Below are 19,318 nucleotides of genomic sequence, written 5' to 3'. Positions count from 1 at the left end.
TAGTGTCGAGGAATGACCTCCCGCACCACCCCCGACGCGACCTCGCGTGCGCTGCCCGCATTCGTCGACCGGCTGCTGCCGGGCGCACAGGGGCGCTCGGTGTTGCTGGTGTTGGCGAGCGCGTGCTCGATCCAGTTCGGCGCGGCGTTCGCGGCCCGGCTGTTCCCGTATGTGGGACCCGCCGGCGCGGTCACGCTGCGGCTGGTGTTGGCCGCGAGCATCCTGCTCGCCTTCGCCCGGCCGCGGTTGCGCGGGCGCACCCGGGCGGACTGGGTCGTGGTGGTCGGCCTGGGCGTGATGTTCGCGGGCATGAACATGTTCTTCTACGAGGCGATCGACCGGCTGCCGCTGGGCCCGGCGGTCACGCTGGAGTTCCTCGGGCCGCTCGGCCTGGCCGTGGTGTTGTCGCGCCGGTTGCGCGACATGACGTGGATCGTGCTCGCGGCCGTCGGTGTGCTGCTCCTGGGCCGCGGCGGCTTCAGCGGGCTGGATCCGGTCGGCATCGCCTTCGTGATGGCGGCGGCGGCCTGCTGGGCGGGCTACATCGTGGTCGCCTCGAAGATCTCCAAGCGCTTCGACGGCGTCGAGGGCCTGGCGCTCGGCTTCGCGGTGGCCGCGGTGCTGGTCACCCCATTGGGCGTGGCCACGGCCGGGAGTTCGCTCCTGGAGCCCGAGGTGCTCGGCCTGGGCGCGTGTGTCGCGCTGCTGTCCTCGGCTCTGCCGTACAGCTTCGAGATGCTCGCGATGAAGCATCTGACGCCCGCCACGTTCGGGCTGCTGGCCAGCCTGGAACCGGCCGTGGCCGCGATCGCCGGATTCCTCGTGCTGCACCAGTCGCTCGTGCCGATCCAGATCGCGGGTATCGCGCTGGTGGTGATCGCCAGCGCCGGCGTCACCGTGGCCCAGTCGCCTCGACGGGTTCGGGTGAAGTCCGATACAGCCGGGCCCGAGCCCGATCCACCACCAGTTCCCGGCGCAGATGCCATCCCCACTCCGGCCGCAATACCGGACGCTTGTGCGGAGTCACCACCACGAACGCTGACGTGACCTCGGTCAGCGCGTAGGCCAGCGCGGGCAGTCGGGACTCGGCGAGCAGGTGCAGGGCGTATGTGCACACCACGAGCGAGTACGCGCGGCCCGCCAGTGCGCCCGCCGCGATCTCCTCGAAGCGCAGCGCCTCGGCGTCGATCCCGGTCCGCTCGCGATAGGCGACGCCCGTGTACGGGTCGATGCCCGAGACCTCGCGCGCACCGAGTTCGCGCAGTGCGAGGGTGGCCTCGCCGCTGCCGCAGGCCAGGTCGAGCACGCTGTCCAGGAGCTTCGGCTCGGCGGCCACCGGCTCCGCCAACGCCTGGGCCAGCACCGCCCGCACCCGTGGCTCGTGCGGGTTGCGGTACCGCGCGCCGTGCGTGGCGTAGAAGCCCTCGGCGCCCAGTTCCTCGTACGCGGGCCGGATCTTGTCCATGACCTCGATTGTCTACTCCTCGCGCGCCCGCTCCGCCTCGGGTGTGCGACCGAACCGGAACCATCGTTTCCAGGCGCCCTTGGGCTTGGGTGCGTTGCGCATCCGGACGTACGGCTCCAGCGTCGGCGGGTGGCCGCCGGCGATCGCCCGGGCCCGTTCGATCTCGGCGTTGTACTCGGCGCCGAGCAGGATTGCCATGTTGGTCAACCACAGCCAGATCAGGAACACGATCACCGCGGCGAGCGTGCCGTAGGTCTTGTTGTAGGTGCCGAAGTTGGCCACGTAGTAGGCGAACGCGGCGGAGAAGACGGCCCACAGCAGCACCGCGAGGACGCCGCCGGGGGTGATCCAGCGAAAGCCCTGTTTGGCGTTCGGCGCGGCCCAGTACAGCAGCGCGAACAGGAAGTTGACCACCACGATCAGTACCGGCCACTTCGCGTAGTCCCACAGCAGCACGCCCGCCTCGCCCACGCCCAATGCGTGTCCGGCCTGCTTGGCCAGCGAGCCGGTGAACACCACCGCGATCGCGCAGACCGACAGCAGCAGCAGGGTCACCACGGTGACCGCGATCCGGGTGGGCACCGTCTTCCACAGCGGCCTGCCCTCGGGCACGTCGTAGATCGTGTTGCACGCGCGCATGAACGCGGCGACATAGCCGGACGCCGACCACAACGCCAGACCCAGGCCGGCCAGCGCGAGCGGGCCGGCGGTGCCTCGGCTGTGTTCGAGATTTTGGATCGCGTTGATCACGATCTGATGCGTCTCGGTGGGTGCCACGCTCTGCACGTTCTCGGTCAGCGCGTCGGTGGCGGAGCGACCGGCCAGGCCCACCAGCGAGACCACGACCAGCAGTGCCGGGAAGATCGACAGCACGCTCTGATAGGTGAGCGCGGCGGCCCAGATGTTGAGGTCGTCCTCCTTGAACTCCCGGATCGTGCGCCACGCGGCCTTGAACCACGACGACCTGGGCAGGTCGCTGGGGCGCTCGGGGAGATTCTCGGGGGCCGGCGCACGCTCGGCGGCGCCCTCGGCGGGGTCCTCGGTGCCGTGCTCGGTGCCGTGCTTGCTGTCGCGCTCGGTCTTGGCGAGGTCCACCGTGTCGGCGGGCGGATGCTCGGATTCGGGGCGGGCGGTCCTGCGCGGGCCCGGGACCTTTCCGGTTCGCTCCTCGGCCGCGTCGGGGCCGTCGGGCCGCTCGGTGTCCGCGGCCGTCCGGCTGCCGTCGCCACGCAGCGCACGGGCGGTCCGCTCCTCGCGCTCGGCTCGTTCCCTGTGCGCGTTTCGTGCGTCCTGCCACCTGCCCATGTGCCGGCCCCCAACGTCGTCCGCGATGGCCGGCGTCTACCCGGCGGCGGTCGGCACATGCCGTGCGGGACAAGGGTTGTGACGCGCCGTCAGCGCCGCGGCGCGTACATGATCAGGGCGACGCCGGCCAGGCAGACGGTTGCCCCGGCGAGGTCCCAGCGGTCCGGGCGGAAACCGTCCACGGCCATCCCCCACGCGAGTGAACCCGCGACGAAGACACCGCCGTACGCGGCCAGGATCCGGCCGAAGTTCGGGTCCGACTGGAGGGTGGCGGCGAAGCCGTACACGCCCAGCGCGATCACCCCGAGACCGGCCATCCACCACGGCCGATGCTCGCGTACGGACTGCCAGACCAGCCACGCACCACCGATCTCGGCGAGCGCGGCGAGCACGAACAGGACCAGCGAGCGCGCGACGATCATGGACGTACGTTAGGGCCGCGTCGGAACCAGGGTGAAGCCCGCTCGCGGACGGGTCGGCGGACCGCGCGAGCCGGCGCCGCGGGGCGCGAACGTGGACGTACGTCATGAGCGGCCGCCACGGCTCGGTAAACTCGCCGCTCGTGACGTCCCAGCCTGTGCGCAAGCCCCGCATTCCGAACGTTCTGGCCAACCGCTACGCCTCCCCGGCGCTGGCCACGCTGTGGTCCCCCGAGCACAAGGTGGTGCTGGAGCGCCGACTGTGGCTCGCGGTCCTGCGTGCCCAGGCCGACCTGGGCATCGAGGTGCCCGAGGGTGCGGTCGCCGACTACGAGCGGGTGATCGACCAGGTCGACCTGGCCTCGATCGCCGAGCGTGAGCGGGTCACCCGGCACGACGTCAAGGCCCGGATCGAGGAGTTCAACGCCCTCGCCGGCCACGAGCACGTGCACAAGGGCATGACCTCGCGCGACCTGACCGAGAACGTCGAGCAGTTGCAGATCCGCTCGTCGCTGGAACTGGTCCGCGACCGCGTGGTGGCCCTGCTGGTGCGGCTGGCCGAGCTGTCCGCGCAGCACGCCGAGCTGGTCATGGCGGGCCGCTCGCACAACGTCGCCGCGCAGGCCACCACGCTGGGCAAGCGGTTCGCCTCGGCGACCGACGAGCTGCTGGTCGCCTACAACCGCCTCGACGACCTGATCACCCGCTATCCGCTGCGCGGGATCAAGGGACCGGTGGGCACCGCGCAGGACATGCTCGACCTGCTCGGCGGCGACGAGGACAAGCTGGCCGAGTTGGAGGGGCGCGTCGCGGCGCACCTGGGCTTCGAGCACGCGTTCGTCTCGGTCGGCCAGGTCTACCCGCGCTCGCTCGACTACGACGTGGTCACCGCGCTGGTGCAGCTGGCCGCCGCGCCGTCGTCGCTGGCCAAGACCATCCGGCTGATGGCCGGGCACGAGCTGGTCACCGAGGGCTTCCAGCCCGGCCAGGTCGGCTCGTCCGCGATGCCGCACAAGATGAACACGCGCTCGTGCGAGCGGGTGAACGGCTTCACGGTGATCCTGCGCGGCTACGCCTCGATGGTCGGCGAGCTCGCGGGTGACCAGTGGAACGAGGGCGATGTGTCCTGCTCGGTGGTGCGTCGGGTGGCGCTGCCGGACGCGTTCTTCGCGTTCGACGGCCTGATCGAGACGTTCCTGACCGTGCTGGAGGAGTTCGGCGCGTTCCCGGCCGTGGTCGCTCGCGAACTGGATCGCTACCTGCCGTTCCTGGCCACGACCAAGGTGCTGATGGCCGCGATCCGTGGCGGGGTGGGGCGTGAGGCCGCACACGAGGTGATCAAGGAGCACGCGGTCGCCTCCGCGTTGGCGCTGCGCGAGGGCGTCGAGCGCAACGAACTGCTCGACCGGCTGGCCGCCGACGAGCGGCTGCCGCTGGACCGCGCGGCACTGGACACGCTGCTCGCCGACCGCCTGTCCTTCACCGGCGCGGCGGCGGCCCAGGTGGCCGAGGTGGTCCGGCGGGTGGAGACGGTGGCCGCAAAGCACCCGGAGGCGGCGAAGTACCGCCCGGGCGCGATCCTGTAGCCGAATCGGTCTCGCGGCTCGCCGCATCGATCGCCGTGCCGGGCCGGGATCCGGGGGCTTGCCCCGGGTCCCGGCCATTGGCGCTTCGGGGCCGAGATCCCGAGTTTCGTCAGACGCGCGCGGGTTGTCGCGCCGTGTTGTGCCTGGCCCGCGTCGCGCTGTCGTGCCGCGCTCCGCCTCGCCCGCTTGGCCTCGCCGCGCGTCGTCCGCGTCGCCGTGCCCGCCGTGCTCCGCCCCGTCCAGCCGCGCTCTATCGTGCCGCGCTTCGCCCGCTCCGTCCCGCCGCACTCCGTCCACCTCGCCGTGCCCGCGGTGCTCCGCCCCGTCCAGTCGCGCTCTGCCGTGCCGCGCTTCGCTCGGTCCGTCCCGTCGTGCTCCGTTGGCATGGCCGTGCCCGCGCCCCGCCCCGCTCTGCCGCGCCGGTGTGGTCCCGCTGTGTTTGCCCGGTGTGCGTTTGTTCGGGGTGGCTCGGCCGGCCGGGGGTTGGGCGCATGAGTCGGGGTGGGTGGGGCGATGGTTGGGGGAGGCGTTCGGTGTGAGGAGTCGTGGCGTGGGGTCGCTGTTGTTTCATGAGGTGGCTGTCGTGTCGCGGGAGATCGCGAGCGAGGGTGGGCGGACCGCGAAGGCGGAGTTGGTGGCCGGGTGTCTGCGGCGCGCGGATCCGGCGGAGGCGACCGTGTTGGTGGCCTACCTGGCGGGCGCGCTCACCCAGCGGCAGATCGGCGTCGGGCCCGCCGCGTTGCGCGCGTTGCCGGAGCCGGCCGACACACCGTCGCTGACCCTGCTGGAGGTCGACACCGCGCTGGAGGCGATCGGTACCACCACCGGCGCCGGGTCGCAGGCCGCTCGACGGGCGCTGATCGAGGCCCTGTTCGCCCGGGCGACCGCGGTCGAGCAGCGGTTCCTGGTCGGGTTGTTGGTCGGCGAGGTGCGGCAGGGCGCGCTGGACGGGGTGATGGCGGACGCCGTCGCGCGCGCCGCCGAGGTGCCGGTGGCGGCGGTGCGCCGGGCGCTGATGTTGCGTGGCGCCGCCGGCCCGGTGGCCGCCGCGGCGCTCGCCGGCGGCAAGGCCGCGCTCGCCGCCTTCACCCTGCAGGTGGGCCACCCGGTGCGTCCCATGCTGGCCGCCTCCGCACCGGACGTGCCCGCCGCGCTCGCCAAGCTGCGGGCCAAGGACCCGGATGCCAGGGTCGCGCTGGAATGGAAGATCGACGGCATCCGGGTGCAGATCCACCGCGACGGCGACCACGTCGCGGTGTTCACCCGCAGCCTGGACGACATCACCACGCGCGTCCCGGAGTTGGTCGAGGCGGTGCGCGCGCTGCCGGTACGCACCGTGGTGCTGGACGGCGAGGCGATCGCGCTGCGCCCGGACGGCCGGCCGCATCCGTTCCAGATCACCGCATCCCGGACCGGCACCCACGACGCCGCGCGGCTGCGGGCCGAGACGCCGTTGACGGTGTACCTGTTCGACGCGTTGCACGTGGACGGCGCGGACCTGATCGACCGGCCGGGCGCCGAGCGCTGGGCCGCGCTCGAAGCGCTCGCGCCTGCCGAACTGCTGGTGCCTCGCCTGGTCACCGGGGACGACGCGGCCGCCGACGCGTTCTTCGCCGACGCGGTCGCGCGCGGGCACGAGGGGGTGATGGTCAAGTCGTCGGATACGCCCTATACGGCGGGCAGGCGCGGCGCCGGGTGGGTCAAGGTCAAACCGCGGCACACCCTCGACCTGGTGGTGCTGGCCGCCGAGTGGGGTCACGGGCGTCGCCGCGGGACGCTGAGCAACCTGCACCTGGGCGCGCGGGACCCGGGTGGGGACGGGTTCGTGATGCTGGGCAAGACGTTCAAGGGGCTCACCGACGAACTGCTCGCGTGGCAGACCGAGCGATTGCAGGAAATGGCCGTTCGTCGGGACGACTGGACCGTGTGGGTGCGGCCCGAACTCGTGGTCGAGATCGCCTTCGACGGGTTGCAGACCAGTACCCGCTATCCGGGCGGGCTGGCGCTGCGGTTCGCCCGGGTGCTGCGTTATCGCGAGGACAAGACGGCGGCGGAGGCGGACGACATGGACACGGTCCGCGCATTGGCCGCCGGCGACTGACCCGGCGATCGACCGGGCCCGACGGCGGGTCGCCCGGTCAGTCGGGTGCCGGTTCCGCGTCCCGACGCGGGCGGTACAGAGCCCGCGCGTTGTCGTGCAGTACGGCGCCGGCCAGATCCGGGCCGGCCGCCTCGGCGATCACGTCGAGGTCGGTGTCGCGGAAGGGCCTGGGCGCGCGGGTGGAGGGCAGGTCGGTGCCGGCCACGAGCGCGTGCGGGGCGACGGCGAGCACGGCCCGCAGCGCGGCGGGGACGTCCAGGTCGACTCGGCCGAAACCGGTGGCCTTGACGTAGGCCCCGCGTTCGACCAGGCGCAGCAGATGCGGCAGGCCCTCCCGGGACAGGCCCAGGTGGTCGATGCTCAGCTTCGGGAGCCTGGCCGACACGGGCGCCAGGTCGGGCAGATCGCGGGCGTCGACGTACAGCTCGACATGCCACCCGGCCAGCTCGTACACGCGCCGGGCGAGCCGATTCAGTCGCTCGACCCGTGCGGAGCCGCCTCGACGGATGTTGAACCGGACCGCGCGCACGCCCGCCGCGTGCAGTTCGAGGATCGTGTGGTCCGCGACGTCGGCCGGGAGTTGGGTCACGCCGACGAAGCCCGGACCGAGCCGGCGCAGCGCGTCGAGCAGATGGGTGCGGTCCAAGCCCTGGAACGAGCCGGACACCACAGCGCCGCCGATCACGCCGAGGGAGGCGGTTCGGGCGAGGTAGTCGTCGACGGTGAAGGTCGGCGGCAGGTAGCCGTGATTGGCGACCAGCGGGAAGCGCGGATCGACGATGTGCAGGTGCGCATCGAACACCGGGCGCTCGAACACCGGGCGCTCGACCGCCGGCCGGTCGGACACCGGTCGGGCGCTCGGGTCTCGCGACGCGGTGGGCGAATCGTGCACGGCGCGACCTCCGTTGCGGCTCGGGAACGGCCCGGCAAGGAACGACCCGGGAACGACCCGGGAACGGCTCGGCTACGCGGAAAACCGTAACGGTTCGAGTCCGCCGTACCCCGCAAGCCGCGCGGAAGCCGCATACCGTGTCCGAGAGTCCGCGGGCAGGACGAGTATTGGCGCCCGCGGTGCGGGGCAGGCACCTGCCACGGAGGGCGTCGACGAAGGTGGGAGGGCCGAGGACGATGGCCGAGTTGTTGCTCGGTCCCGTGCTGCGGCACGTGGATCGTACGAGTGCCACCGTGTGGGTGGAGACCGACGCGCCGTGTGTGGTGACCGTGGCGTGCGAGGACGGCGTGGCCGAGGCCGCCACCTGGAACGTGTTCGGGCACCACTACGTACTGGTGGTGCTCGAAGGGCTCACGCCGGGACGGTCGCGGGAGTACCGGGTGCTGCTGGACGAGCGGGTGTGCTGGCCGCAGGAGCATTCGAGCCGGCCGCCGAGCGTGCTGCGCACCGCCTCGGACGACGAGGAGGAGCGGGACCTGCGGGTGGTGTTCGGGTCCTGCCGGTGGTCGAGTCCGCCGAGCACCGAGGCGGGCGAGGAGCGCCGGATGGACCCGGACGCGCTGGACACGCTCGCCCGCCGGCTCATGCGCTCGCCCGACGAACCCCTGCCGGACGCGTTGTTGTTGCTCGGCGATCAGGTGTACGCGGACGAGACCTCGCGCGCGATGCAGAACCGGCTCGCCCGCCGGCGTGACCTGAGCAAGGCGCCGGGTCCGCAGATCGCCGACTTCGAGGAGTACACGCTGCTCTATCACGAGTCGTGGTCCGATCCGCAGATCCGCTGGTTGTTGTCCACCGTGCCGAGCGCGATGATCTTCGACGACCACGACGTGATCGACGACTGGAACACCTCGCATGCGTGGCGTGCCGACATGGCCGCGACCGACTGGTGGTCCGAGCGGATCGCGGGCGCGCTCGCGTCGTACTGGATCTACCAGCACGTGGGCAATCTCGACCCGGCCGCGCTGGCTCGTGACGAAGTGCTGGCGGCCGTCCGGGCGGCGGCGCCGGGCGAGGACGTCGGCCCGCTGCTGCACGAGTTCGCACTGCGCGCGGACGCGGAGGCGGACGGCAAGGCGACCACACGGTGGAGCTTCCGACGCGACTTCGGCCGAACCCGTCTGCTGATGATCGACTCGCGCGCCGGCCGGGTGCTGACCGGCGACGGCCGGGCGATGATCGGCGCGGACGAGTTGGCCTGGATCACCGAGCAGGCGGACGAGGGCGGTTACGACCACCTGTTGATCGGCACCTCGCTGCCCTGGTTGCTGCCGCACGGCATCCACGACCTGGAGTCGTGGAACGAGGCGCTGTGCGCGGGCGCCCGCGGGCCTCGGGTCGCGGTGTGGAGCGAGTGGCTGCGGCGGGCGGGCGACCTGGAGCACTGGGCCGCGTTCCGCGACTCGTTCGAGGCGTTGTCCGCGCTGCTCGGCCGGATCGCACTGCACGGACCCCGCGCGGGCGGGCCGGTGCCGGCGACCGTGTGCGTGTTGTCGGGGGACGTGCACCACGTGTACGCGGCCGAGGCGCATTGGCTCGTACCGGGGGAGGGGCCACGGGCCGGGGAGGATTCGGACGAGTCGGCCCGGGTCTACCAGCTGACCTGCTCGCCGGTGCACAACTCGGTCCCGCCGGCGATCCGGATCGGCTTCCGCTTCGGCTGGGGGCGCATCGCGACCCGACTGGGCCGCGCCCTGGCCCGGCACGCGCGGCTGAACCCGCTGCCGGTCGAGTGGACGAAGCTGGGTGGTCCGTGGTTCGGCAACCACCTGATGACGCTCACGCTGCGGGGCCGCCGAGCCGAGCTGACGCTGGAGCGCGCGGAGGGCGGCCGGCGAAACCGCGCCGCGCACCTGCGCCGGGTGGGCCGAGCGGCACTGCGCAAGCAGTGAGCGCACGGCCCACCCGGCACAGGTGGACGGGGCGACGGGTATCCGGCCGGACGGCTCCCGGGCGGTGCGGGTGCGTGCTCAGGGGTGGCCGATCACGACATTGCCCATGAAGCCGCCCTTGCGGTAGTAGCGCAGCGCCTCCGGAACCTCGTCGAAGGAGAACTCGCGGTGGATCAGCGGGCGCAGCCGCGCGCCCCGCACCGCGCGGTTCAGCGCCTCGAACTGCGCGCGGCTGCCCACCGCGAGCGGGCGCAGCACGGCGCCCGCGTTGAACAGCGCCGACGCCGAGGGCGACGCGTCGGGGGCGTCCGCACCCAGCCAGTGCCCGACGAAGGCGATCTCGCCGCCGAGCGCGGTCGCCGCGAGCGACTGGGTCAAGTTGCCCGCGACGTCGACGACTTGGTCGACCCCGCGTCCGCCGGTCACGCGGCGTACCTCCTCGCCCCAGCGCGGGTGTTCGCGGTAGTCGACCACTTCGTCCGCGCCCAGCGCACGCAGCCGCGCCGCCTTGTCCGGGCTCGACGTGGTGGCGATCACCCGCGCGCCGAACACCTTGGCGAACTGCACCGCGAACAGCGACACGGCACCGGTGCCGAGCGTGAGCACCGTCTCGCCGGGCAGCAGGGCGCGGCCCCCGGTCAGCGCGTTCCACGCCGTCACCGCGGTCAGCGGGAAGGCGGCGGCCTCCTCGAACGACAGGTGCTCGGGAATGTGTACGAGCGCCTGCTCGCCGACCACCGCGAACTCGGTCAGCATCCCGTCGCGCGAACTACCCAGCTGCGCGGCGTACTCCAGTGCGAACGGCCCGTCGATCCAGTCCGGGAACACGGTCGCGGCCACCCGGTCGCCGGTCCGGAAGCGGGTGACGCCCGCGCCGACCGCGACCACCTCGCCGACCCCGGCGCAGCCCGGGATGGTGTCGGGCAGCACCGGCAGCGGGTAGCCGCCGTCCAGGACCAGCAGTTCGCGCAGACTCAGCGAGGTCGCCCGGACCCGGACCAGCACCCGACCGGCACCCGGCTCCGGCTGCTCGTGCTCACGGATCGTGATGCCCTCGATGCCGGCGCCGGGCCGCAGGTGGTAGCTCTTCATCGGATTGCCTTCCTCGACCGGTCGGCCCGTCCGTTCGGCGGGCCGTGGGGACGATCATGCGACCGGCGCCGGGGGTGGACAATTCCCGCGAGGGAATTGCCGGCGATACCCTCGGCTGCCTAGAACTGCCTCATGAGCACGATGACGACCCGGGCCAACGGCCCGGACTTCCCCGCCGAGTTGCGGCGCTGGCGCACCGCCCGGCGGTTGAGCCAACTCGAACTCGCCGCCCGCGCGGAGACTTCCCAACGCCACCTCAGCTTCATCGAGAGCGGCCGATCCCGCCCCGGCCGGACCATGATCATCCGACTCGCCGAGTCGCTCGGCCTGTCCCTGCGCGAACGCAACGCACTGCTGCACACCGCCGGATACGCCCCGGTCTTCCCCGAATCGGACCTGGACGCGCCGATGTTGCGACCCGTACACGACGCACTGCGCGCGGTGCTCGAAGGACACCTGCCCTACCCGGCGATGGTGCTGCGCCCGTACGGGCAGATCGTCGCCGCGAACGCCGCGGTCGACGTACTGACCGAAGGAGCGTCCCCGGAACTGCTCCGGGCTCCGATGAACATGCTGCGGCTGATGTTGCATCCCGAGGGCATGGCGCCGCGCGTGCGGAACCTGAACGCGTGGGGCCACCACGTGTTGGAGAACATGCGCGCCCAGGCGCTGCGCAGCCCGGACCCGCTGCTGGACGCCTTCGTCGAGGAGCTGCGCGGCTACGTCCCGGACGCCGAACTCGGCCCCGACCACCTGGGTTTCGCCGTCCCGCTACGCCTTCGCGAACTCGACGGCCCGGGCGAACTGCGGCTGCTGACGACGCTGACGTCCTTCGCGACGGCCACCGACATCACCCTGGCCGAACTGCACTTGGAGGCGTTCCTCCCGGCCGACGAGGCCACGGCCACGGCACTGCGCCGCCGGGCGGCCGAACGCTCGTGAGCCGATCCCGCGCCGCCGCCGACCGGGCCGCACCACGCGAGAACGCGAAAACCGCCGTGCCGTCCCGTTTCCGGGACGGCACGGCGGTTGTGTCGAGCGCAACGCCGCAGGCTCAGAAGTCCTCGTCGAAGGACACCGAGCCGGTGACCGCGACCTGGTAGGCGGAGACCCGCCGCTCGAAGAAGTTGGCGAGCTCCTGCACGTCCTGGAGTTCCATGAAGCCGAACGGATTCGCCGAGCCGTAGACCGGCGCCATGCCCAGCTGAGCCAGCCGGCGGTCGGCCACGTGCTCCAGGTAGGAGCGCATGTCCGCGACCGTCATCCCGGACACCCCGCCCTGGAGCAGGTCCTCGGCGAACGCCGTCTCCGCCTCGACCGCCTCGGCCAGCATGCGCCGGACGTCCGCGGCGAGTTCGTCGTCGAACAGATCGGGTTCCTCGGCCCGCACGGTCTCGACCACGGAGAACGCGAAGTCCATGTGCGCGGACTCGTCGCGGAAGACCCAGTTGGTCCCCGAGGCGAGGCCGTTGAGCAGGCCGCGCGAGCGCAGGAAGTACACGTACGCGAAGGCGCCGTAGAAGAACAGGCCCTCGATGCACGCGGCGAAGCAGATCAGGTTGAGCAGGAACTGCCGCCGGTCCTCCCGCGATTCGAGCCGGTCCAGGCCCATCGCCGAGTCGATCCAGCGGAAGCAGAACTCCGCCTTGCGCCGGATCGAGGGGATGTGCTCGACCGCGGCGAACGCCTGCTCGCGCTCCTCGTGGTCGGGCATGTAGGTGTCGAGCAGGGTCAGGTAGAACTGCACATGGACGGCCTCTTCGAACAGTTGCCGCGACAAATACAACCGGCCCTCGGGCGAGTTGATGTGTCGGTACAGGTTCAGCACCAGGTTGTTCGCCACGATCGTGTCACCGGTCGCGAAGAACGCGACCAGGCGCTGTACGAGGTGTCGCTCCGCCGGGCTGAGCTTGTCCAGGTCGGCGAGGTCGCTGTGCAGGTCGACCTCTTCGACCGTCCAGGTGTTGCGGATCGCCGCGCGGTACTTCTCGTAGAAGTCCGGGTACTGCATCGGGCGCAGCGTGAGGTTCATTCCGGGATCGAGCAGGCTCACGTGCACGCCTCACAGGCTTCGGGGTTCTCCAGCGAGCAGGCGATGATCTCGACATCGGAGGGGGCGAGGTCCGAGATCTCCTCGATCGGCGCGGCAGTGGCCTGCGCCGGCACGGTCGCCTGCTGGATCCGCGTCGCGGGGCGCGAGCGCAGGTAGTACGTGGTCTTCAGGCCGGTGGACCACGCGTAGCGGTACATCGAGGACAGCTTGCCGATGGTCGGGTCGGCCATGAACAGGTTCAGCGACTGCGACTGGTCGATGTACGGCGAGCGGGCCGCCGCCAGGTCGATCAGCGCGCGCTGCGGGAGTTCCCACGCGGTGCGGTACAACTCGCGTACGTCCTCGGGCAGTTCAGCGATGCCCTGGACCGAGCCCTCGGCGCGCTTGATGCGGTCGCGGACCTGGGGGGTCCACAGGCCGCGGGCCTTGAGCTCGCGCACCAGGTACGCGTTGATCTGGAGGAATTCGCCGGACAACGTCTCGCGCTTGAACAGGTTCGACACCTGCGGCTCGATGCACTCGTACGCGCCCGCGATCGAGGCGATGGTCGCGGTCGGCGCGATCGCCACGAGCAGCGAGTTGCGCAGGCCGTGCTCGGCCACGCGCGTGCGCAGCGCGTCCCAGCGCTTGGTCTGGGACGGGTACACGCCCTCCCACAGGTCCGGCTGGAGCCGGCCGCGTGCGGCGTGCGTCTCGGCGTAGGCCGGGTGCGGGCCGTGCACCTCGGCGAGCGCCGAGGAGGTCTCCAGCGCGGTGAGGTAGATCTCCTCGGAGATCAGCGTGGACAACTCGCGTGCCTCGACCGAGTCGAACGGCATGCCGAGCGTGAAGAACACGTCCTGCAGGCCCATCAGACCCAGGCCCACCGGGCGCCAGCGCGGGTTGGACGCGGCGGCCTGGTCGGTCGGGTAGTAGTTGATGTCGATCACCCGGTCCAGGAAGACCACCGCGGTGCGAACCGTCGCGCGCAGCTTGTCCCAGTCCATGCCCTCGCCGGCGGTCACGTGCGCGCCGAGGTTGACCGAGCCGAGGTTGCACACGGCCGTCTCGCCGTCGCTGGTGACCTCGAGGATCTCGGTGCACAGGTTGGACAGGTGCACCACGTTGCCCGGCTCCGCGGCCTGGTTGCAGGTGCGGTTGGCGGCGTCCTTGAAGGTCATCCAGCCGTTGCCGGTCTGCGCGAGCGTGCGCATCATCCGGGCGTACAGGTCGCGCGCGGGCAGCTGCCGGACGAACCGGCCCTCGCGCTCGGCGGCTTCGTAGACCCTGTCGAACTCGGCGCCCCACAGGTCGGGCAGTTCGGGCAGCTCGTTCGGGTCGAACAGCGACCAGACGCCGTCCTCCTCGACCCGGCGCATGAACAGGTCCGGCACCCAGTTGGCCAGGTTGAGGTTGTGCGCGCGGCGCGCGTCCTCACCGGTGTTCTCGCGCAGTTCGAGGAACTCCAGGATGTCGGGGTGCCAGGTCTCCAGGTACACGCAGGCCGCGCCCTTGCGCCGACCGCCCTGGTTGACCGCGGCCACCGACGAGTCGAGCGTCTTGAGCCACGGCACGATGCCGTTGGAGTGCCCGTTGGTACCCCGGATCAGCGAGCCGCGCGAACGCACCCGCGACCACGCCACGCCGATGCCGCCGGCGAACTTCGACAGCCGGGCGATCCGCCCGTACATGTCGTAGATCGACTCCAACTCGTCCTTGGGCGAGTCGAGCAGGTAGCACGAGGACATCTGGGTGTGCACCGTGCCGGAGTTGAACAGCGTCGGCGAACTGGGCAGGTAGGCGAGCGAGGACATCAGCCGGTAGAAGCCGATCGCCTCGCCGGGCTCCTGGGCCAGGCCGCACGCGACCCGCAGCAGGAAGTGCTGCGGCGTCTCGACCACCTTGCGCGAAACCGGGTGGCGCAGCAGGTAGCGGTCGTACACGGTGCGCAGGCCGAAGTACTCGAACCGGCGGTCGCCCTCGACGTCCACGGCGGCGTCCAACTCGGCGGCGTGCTCGGCGACGAACGCCGCGGTCTCCGCGCCGATGACGCCCTCCCGGTGACCGAGCGCGATGCCGGCGCTGAACGAGCCGGCGCCGGCCTCCCGGGCCTCGTCCGCGATCCGGCGGGCGAGCAGGCGCGCGGCGAGCCGCGAATAGGCGGGCTCCTCGGCGATCAGCTCGGCGGCGGTACGCACCGCCAGGTCTGCGGCCGCACCCTGGTCCGCGCCCTCGTTCAGGCCCGCGACGACCCGGCGGACGACCCGATCCGGATCGACCTCCGGCAGATCGCGCGCCTGGGTGCGCACCAGCGTCGCCAGTTGGTCCTCGGGGCTTTCGTCGATCCGCATCCGGGTCGCGCCCACGCTGTCCACAACGGTCACGTGCTCTCTCCTCGCGAGCTCGTACGTACAAGTGACCCCGCGCCCGAGGGCACGGGCAGCCGGCAGGTATTCGGACTCGCGGGCATGCCGGGGCACCGCCGGGCACGGCGTGCTCGGCGGACCGCGGAGTGCCTAGTGGTCGTCGCTTCCCGAAAGCCTCTCGGCGTTCGGCGCTCCATGACGACGTTCGTTCCCGCTCACCGCTGCGGGGGCAGTCCCGGCTTCGCACCGGATTCCCTCTTGCTTCGCCCTTCCGCTGAACTCGGAACGGCGAACCAGCTGCGTCGCAGAGCATATATGTAGTGGCGGGGTGCTCGTCGCACCCCCAGGTGTTGTGTCGTGTCGCGTGTTCGCGACTTACCACGGATCACCGCAGGGCGGGCACACCCCCCCGGCGGCGCGGCCCTCGACACCGGGCGCTACGGCGCCCTGCGGGCTCAGGGACGACCGGTTCGGGGCCCGAGGCGGGGCGGGCGCGCGTGCCGGGCCGGGCGGTCGTGAGATCGATCCAGCGGTTGCGGCACCTCCCGGCCCGAATCGCGCCACTCCGCGACCAACGCCTCGTAGACGGGGGTCTCGAACGTCTCGGTGGGCCACGGCCCGAACGGGGCCCGCAGGATCTTCATGCCGATCCAACCGCGCGAGGAGGCGCGAAGTAACCACCAACCGGGTGATGCCACTCGGTCGGTTGACGTGTCGACTCGGATACAGGTCGTCGAAACGATCCCGACGCGCCCGGGGCACGGGCACGCCGGGCGCCGGCGGACGGCGGGCGGCCGGCCGCGGGCGGGGTCGCCGGCCCGGGCCGCGTCATGCGGGCGGCGCGCCGCCTTGTCCGTCCGGGTCCGGGGCTTCCGAGGCCGCCGACCCCGAGCCCGACACCGACCCCGAGTCCGGGTCGGGATCGCTCGCCGCGCGGAGTTCGGCGAACGCCTCGGCCAGGGCCGCCGCCGTCCAGTGCGCGTTCAGGCCGCTGGGGTTCGGCAGCACCCAGATACCGGTGTCGCCGATCGTCTCCCGCTGCCGGCCGACCACCGCCTTGGACCGGCCGAAGCCGGTCCGGTAGGCGCCGATGCCCAACACCGCCAGCCAGGCCGGTCGGTACTTGTGCACCCTGGCCGTGAGCGCCGCGCCGCCGGCGACGTACTCGTCCCTGGTCAACTCGTCCGCGCGGGCGGTGGTGCGGGCCACCACGTTGGTGATGCCGAGGCCGAGCGCGAGCAACTCGTCCTGCTCGGTCGGAGCGAGCAGCCGAGGGGTGAACCCGCTCGCGTACAGCGCGGGCCAGAACCGGTTCCCGGGACGCGCGAAGTGCCGGTCGGTGGCGCCGGACCACAGGCCCGGGTTGATCCCGCAGAACAACACCCGCAGGTTCGGCCCGATCACATCCGGGATGGTCCGGCCGTGTGCGGCGGCCATCTCGGCGGCGGTGGGATTGCGGCCCGGCGGGACGGGCAGCACGAGCGGCTTCGCGGGGCCCGACTCGGATTCCTTCCCGCCGCTCACGGTGCCTCGGCGATCAGCGCCGTGCCCACCGACCGGAAGCCGAGTCGGCCGTACATGCGCGCCACGTCCTGGTCGCCCGCCGACAGGAACACCGTGTCGCTCCCGCCGTCGAGCGCATGCCCGGCCAACTCCCAGGTCACCGCGGCGGCGAGGCCACCGCGCCGGGCCGCCGGGAGAGTGGCCACACCGACGATCTCGGTCGTGTCGTACAACTGCTGGTAGCTGCCCACGCACAATGGTCCGGCCGAGCTGTACGCGGCGAACATCACCGTCTCGCCGGAGCGCAGCCGCTCGTTGAGATAGGACAGCAGGTCCGGGTCCTGGACGAGTGCGGTGGTGTCCCGCTCGGTCGGGCCGTCGGTTCCGGACGCGGTGCCCGGGTTCGCGAACCCGACCGTCGCGACACTGTGCACGATCGCCAGGTCGGTCGCGTCCGCCCGGACTCGACGCACCGTCACCAGGTCCGGCAGCTCCGGGCGTTCGGCGGGGCGTTCGCTGGGATCGAGCACCATCAGCGGGTGCTCGTGCACGTGCAACTCGGCCTCGATCGCGGCCGCACGCAGCGCCGGGGTGGTCTCGTCGACCCATTCGAACGACTCGGGCACTTTCAACTCTCTCTGCCGCGCCCGCACCGCGCGGACGTCCGCGGCGGTGGGCTCGACGGAACCGCCGAGCGTGGGTCGTGCGTAACGGGGCCACCCCTGGCCCTCCCGGACGAACAGGGTCAACCCGCCGAACGTCTCCGCGCGAGTGGACCGACGTGCCATCGCGTCGTAGAACGTCTCCAAGCGGGCGCGCATCTCTGCGGCGGACTTCGGCATGCGGGCCAGTGTGACACGACCGCTCCGTTGCCACTTCGCCCGGCGGGCGCGGTGCCGACCGGCCGGGTGCGCGGTGGCCGGGCGTCGTCGAACCGGGCCGGATACGCCGAGCCGACGCGTGATCGCCGGCGTCCGGGCGGCGGGCGGCGCGGGTGCGCGGGTGAGCGGAAATCCCGTTGGATCGATCGATCCCGGGTCACACAATGGCGGGCATGGCCATTTCCTTGCACCACATCGTCATCGACGCGCACGACCTGCCGGGCCTTGCCCGCTTCTGGGCCGACGTGCTGGGGTGGGAGATTTTGTCGGTGCGCGACCGCGAGGTGGTCATCGGGACCGAGCCGGGTGCGCCGATCGGCATCTGCTTCATGCCGGTGACGGACGTCAAGACGGTCAAGAACCGGCTGCACCTGGACCTGACCCCGGGCGCCGGTCCCGGCGAGCGGGAGGCGGAGATCGAGCGCGTCCTCGCCCTCGGCGCCCGCCGCGTGGACGTCGGCCAAACCGGCACCGAATCGTGGACGGTACTCGCCGACCCGGAAGGCAACGAGTTCTGCGTCGTGCGTGCCAAGCGGACCCTGATCGAATGAGTGGCACCGCACTCGATGGCACCGCGCTCGGTCGCGGGAGCCGGGGCGCACGCGCCGAGTCGGCGTGCGAGTGCGGTGCGTTCGCCCCGGGTCGGTCGGATCAGGCCGTGTTGCTCGGCGGGTTGCCCGGGCCCTGCCCGCTGCCGCCGCGCCGGCGGCCGAGCCGGTCGCGCACGAGCCGACGGCCCTGCTCGACCTGGCGCGGATTGCGGCGGATATAACTCTGGATCTTCTTGATCGTCTTCGACAGCGAACTCATGTCGTGGTCCCTCCCTGAAGCCCGGACAGACGGGCCACGGCGTCCCCGAGGGCGCCGATAACAGGTTTTTGCCCCGGTCTGGCCCCAATAAGCGGTCGGCGCCGCCGCAATCGGCCCAATCCGGGCCGCCGTTGGCCCGGTAGCCTGCCGACATGCCGCATGTGATCTCGGTGAACCTTGCCCGGCCGCGCCCCAACCCGACCAAGTCCGGCGTCGAAACGACCGGAATCGACAAACGACCCGTCGACCAGCCGGTCGCCGTGCGTGCACCCGGATCCGGACCCGAGGGGCTGGGCAGCGGGTTGGTCGGCGACGGGGTGTACGACCGACACAACCACGGCGGGGACGATCAGGCCGTCTATGCCTATTCGCGCGAGAACCTGGACATGTGGGCGCTGGAGCTCGGGCGCGAGTTGGGCAACGGCAGCTTCGGGGAGAACCTCACCACGTCCGGCCTGGACCTGGAGGCCGCGCTGATAGGCGAGCGCTGGCGAGTGGGCGCGGCCGGACCGCTGTTGGAGGTATCCCTCCCGCGCATTCCGTGTGCGACCTTCGCGCTGTGGCTGGACGAGCGGCGCTGGGTGCGCAGGTTCACCGAACGCGCACTGCCGGGTACGTACCTGCGGGTGATCGAACCGGGCGAGATCGGTTCGGGGGATGCGATCACGATCGTCTTCCGCCCCGCCCACCACGACCTCACCATCGGTGAGTGTTTCCGGGCCCTGACCACCGAGGCCGACCTGCTGCCACGACTGCTCGACGTCGAGGAACTGCCCGAGTACACACGCGAGTCGGCCCGCAAGCGCACCGCCGCGACCCCCGTGCCGGTCGCGTTGCCCGAACCGGTCGCCGAGTAGCCGGTCCGGCCGACGGCCGCTCGCCCCGGTGTCATCCGACGAAGGTCGCGGCCTGCT

General features: G+C 71.8%; 16 protein-coding genes, 1 pseudogene and 1 riboswitch. Of the genes and pseudogenes, 7 read left to right on the top strand and 10 right to left on the bottom strand.

All coding sequences use genetic code 11. The annotated features are described in order from the left end of the window. Nucleotides 1-12 precede the first annotated feature (12 nt). Complete coding sequence (locus A3IC_RS0102905; RefSeq protein WP_020548564.1) at nucleotides 13-1,047, top strand: EamA family transporter; 1,035 nt, start codon at nucleotides 13-15, stop codon at nucleotides 1,045-1,047. Between the two features lie 16 nt (nucleotides 1,048-1,063). Here A3IC_RS0102905 and A3IC_RS70560 read toward each other — a convergent pair. The 3 genes and pseudogenes from A3IC_RS70560 to A3IC_RS0102890 all read right to left on the bottom strand — a co-directional run. Beyond that, nucleotides 1,064-1,465, bottom strand: a pseudogene (locus tag A3IC_RS70560) (class I SAM-dependent methyltransferase); the annotation flags it as partial. 12 nt (nucleotides 1,466-1,477) lie between these two features. Further along, entirely contained in the window at nucleotides 1,478-2,770 is a 1,293-nt protein-coding gene (locus A3IC_RS52170; protein ID WP_020548562.1) for a YihY/virulence factor BrkB family protein, read from the bottom strand. Nucleotides 2,771-2,859: 89 nt separating this feature from the next. After that, complete coding sequence (locus A3IC_RS0102890) at nucleotides 2,860-3,192, bottom strand: YnfA family protein (protein WP_020548561.1); 333 nt, start codon at nucleotides 3,190-3,192, stop codon at nucleotides 2,860-2,862. A gap of 140 nt (nucleotides 3,193-3,332) precedes the next feature. Here A3IC_RS0102890 and purB point away from each other — a divergent pair, with 140 nt between their 5' ends. Continuing rightward, nucleotides 3,333-4,775 (top strand): adenylosuccinate lyase, encoded by a 1,443-nt coding sequence (gene purB / locus A3IC_RS0102885; protein WP_026217817.1) that lies wholly within the window; start codon nucleotides 3,333-3,335, stop codon nucleotides 4,773-4,775. Nucleotides 4,776-5,334: 559 nt separating this feature from the next. Then, the gene (locus A3IC_RS0102880) at nucleotides 5,335-6,876 is read left to right on the top strand and encodes an ATP-dependent DNA ligase (protein WP_040876075.1); all 1,542 of its coding nucleotides are present in this window, start codon (nucleotides 5,335-5,337) and stop codon (nucleotides 6,874-6,876) included. Nucleotides 6,877-6,913: 37 nt separating this feature from the next. On the opposite strand, the gene A3IC_RS0102875 is transcribed toward A3IC_RS0102880, so the two are convergent. Further along, complete coding sequence (locus A3IC_RS0102875; protein ID WP_245599131.1) at nucleotides 6,914-7,768, bottom strand: amidohydrolase family protein; 855 nt, start codon at nucleotides 7,766-7,768, stop codon at nucleotides 6,914-6,916. Between the two features lie 236 nt (nucleotides 7,769-8,004). Here A3IC_RS0102875 and A3IC_RS0102870 point away from each other — a divergent pair, with 236 nt between their 5' ends. Further along, entirely contained in the window at nucleotides 8,005-9,720 is a 1,716-nt protein-coding gene (locus tag A3IC_RS0102870) for an alkaline phosphatase D family protein (protein WP_020548557.1), read from the top strand. A 78-nt stretch (nucleotides 9,721-9,798) separates the two neighbouring features. On the opposite strand, the gene A3IC_RS0102865 is transcribed toward A3IC_RS0102870, so the two are convergent. After that, nucleotides 9,799-10,812 (bottom strand): zinc-dependent alcohol dehydrogenase family protein, encoded by a 1,014-nt coding sequence (locus tag A3IC_RS0102865; RefSeq protein ID WP_020548556.1) that lies wholly within the window; start codon nucleotides 10,810-10,812, stop codon nucleotides 9,799-9,801. A gap of 132 nt (nucleotides 10,813-10,944) precedes the next feature. Between A3IC_RS0102865 and A3IC_RS0102860 the strand changes: the two genes are divergently transcribed. Further along, nucleotides 10,945-11,754, top strand: a complete 810-nt coding sequence (locus A3IC_RS0102860; RefSeq protein WP_020548555.1) for a helix-turn-helix domain-containing protein — start codon at nucleotides 10,945-10,947, stop codon at nucleotides 11,752-11,754. A 112-nt stretch (nucleotides 11,755-11,866) separates the two neighbouring features. On the opposite strand, the gene A3IC_RS0102855 is transcribed toward A3IC_RS0102860, so the two are convergent. From A3IC_RS0102855 to A3IC_RS0102835, 4 genes are all read right to left on the bottom strand, one after another. Beyond that, nucleotides 11,867-12,844 carry a ribonucleotide-diphosphate reductase subunit beta gene (locus A3IC_RS0102855; RefSeq protein ID WP_052173188.1) on the bottom strand — a complete coding sequence of 326 codons (978 nt, stop codon included), beginning with the start codon at nucleotides 12,842-12,844 and terminating at the stop codon, nucleotides 11,867-11,869. Nucleotides 12,845-12,861: 17 nt separating this feature from the next. After that, a complete protein-coding gene (locus A3IC_RS0102850; protein ID WP_079026230.1) occupies nucleotides 12,862-15,195 on the bottom strand; it encodes a ribonucleoside-diphosphate reductase subunit alpha in 2,334 nt (777 codons plus the stop codon). Nucleotides 15,196-15,273: 78 nt separating this feature from the next. Further along, a riboswitch (cobalamin riboswitch) is annotated at nucleotides 15,274-15,523 on the bottom strand. A gap of 515 nt (nucleotides 15,524-16,038) precedes the next feature. Continuing rightward, nucleotides 16,039-16,734: a G/U mismatch-specific DNA glycosylase gene (mug, locus tag A3IC_RS52165; protein WP_020548551.1), complete on the bottom strand. Its 696-nt coding sequence runs from the start codon at nucleotides 16,732-16,734 to the stop codon at nucleotides 16,039-16,041. Further along, complete coding sequence (locus tag A3IC_RS0102835) at nucleotides 16,731-17,555, bottom strand: GNAT family N-acetyltransferase (RefSeq protein ID WP_020548550.1); 825 nt, start codon at nucleotides 17,553-17,555, stop codon at nucleotides 16,731-16,733. Before A3IC_RS0102835 ends, mug begins: the two co-directional genes overlap by 4 nt. 212 nt (nucleotides 17,556-17,767) lie before the next feature. Between A3IC_RS0102835 and A3IC_RS0102830 the strand changes: the two genes are divergently transcribed. Continuing rightward, nucleotides 17,768-18,145 (top strand): VOC family protein, encoded by a 378-nt coding sequence (locus A3IC_RS0102830; protein WP_026217815.1) that lies wholly within the window; start codon nucleotides 17,768-17,770, stop codon nucleotides 18,143-18,145. 100 nt (nucleotides 18,146-18,245) lie between these two features. Here the strand turns inward: A3IC_RS0102830 and A3IC_RS68250 are convergent, their stop codons facing one another. Next, nucleotides 18,246-18,404: a hypothetical protein gene (locus A3IC_RS68250; RefSeq protein WP_020548548.1), complete on the bottom strand. Its 159-nt coding sequence runs from the start codon at nucleotides 18,402-18,404 to the stop codon at nucleotides 18,246-18,248. Between the two features lie 152 nt (nucleotides 18,405-18,556). Here A3IC_RS68250 and A3IC_RS0102820 point away from each other — a divergent pair, with 152 nt between their 5' ends. Next, nucleotides 18,557-19,261, top strand: a complete 705-nt coding sequence (locus A3IC_RS0102820) for an MOSC domain-containing protein (protein ID WP_020548547.1) — start codon at nucleotides 18,557-18,559, stop codon at nucleotides 19,259-19,261. Nucleotides 19,262-19,318 lie beyond the last annotated feature (57 nt).

Origin of the sequence: Embleya scabrispora DSM 41855 (assembly GCF_000372745.1) — a bacterium.
Taxonomy (GTDB): Bacteria; Actinomycetota; Actinomycetes; order Streptomycetales; family Streptomycetaceae; genus Embleya; species Embleya scabrispora.
The sequence above is the reverse complement of the archived record's forward strand: the minus strand, read 5'-3'. Positions and strand labels throughout refer to the sequence as shown.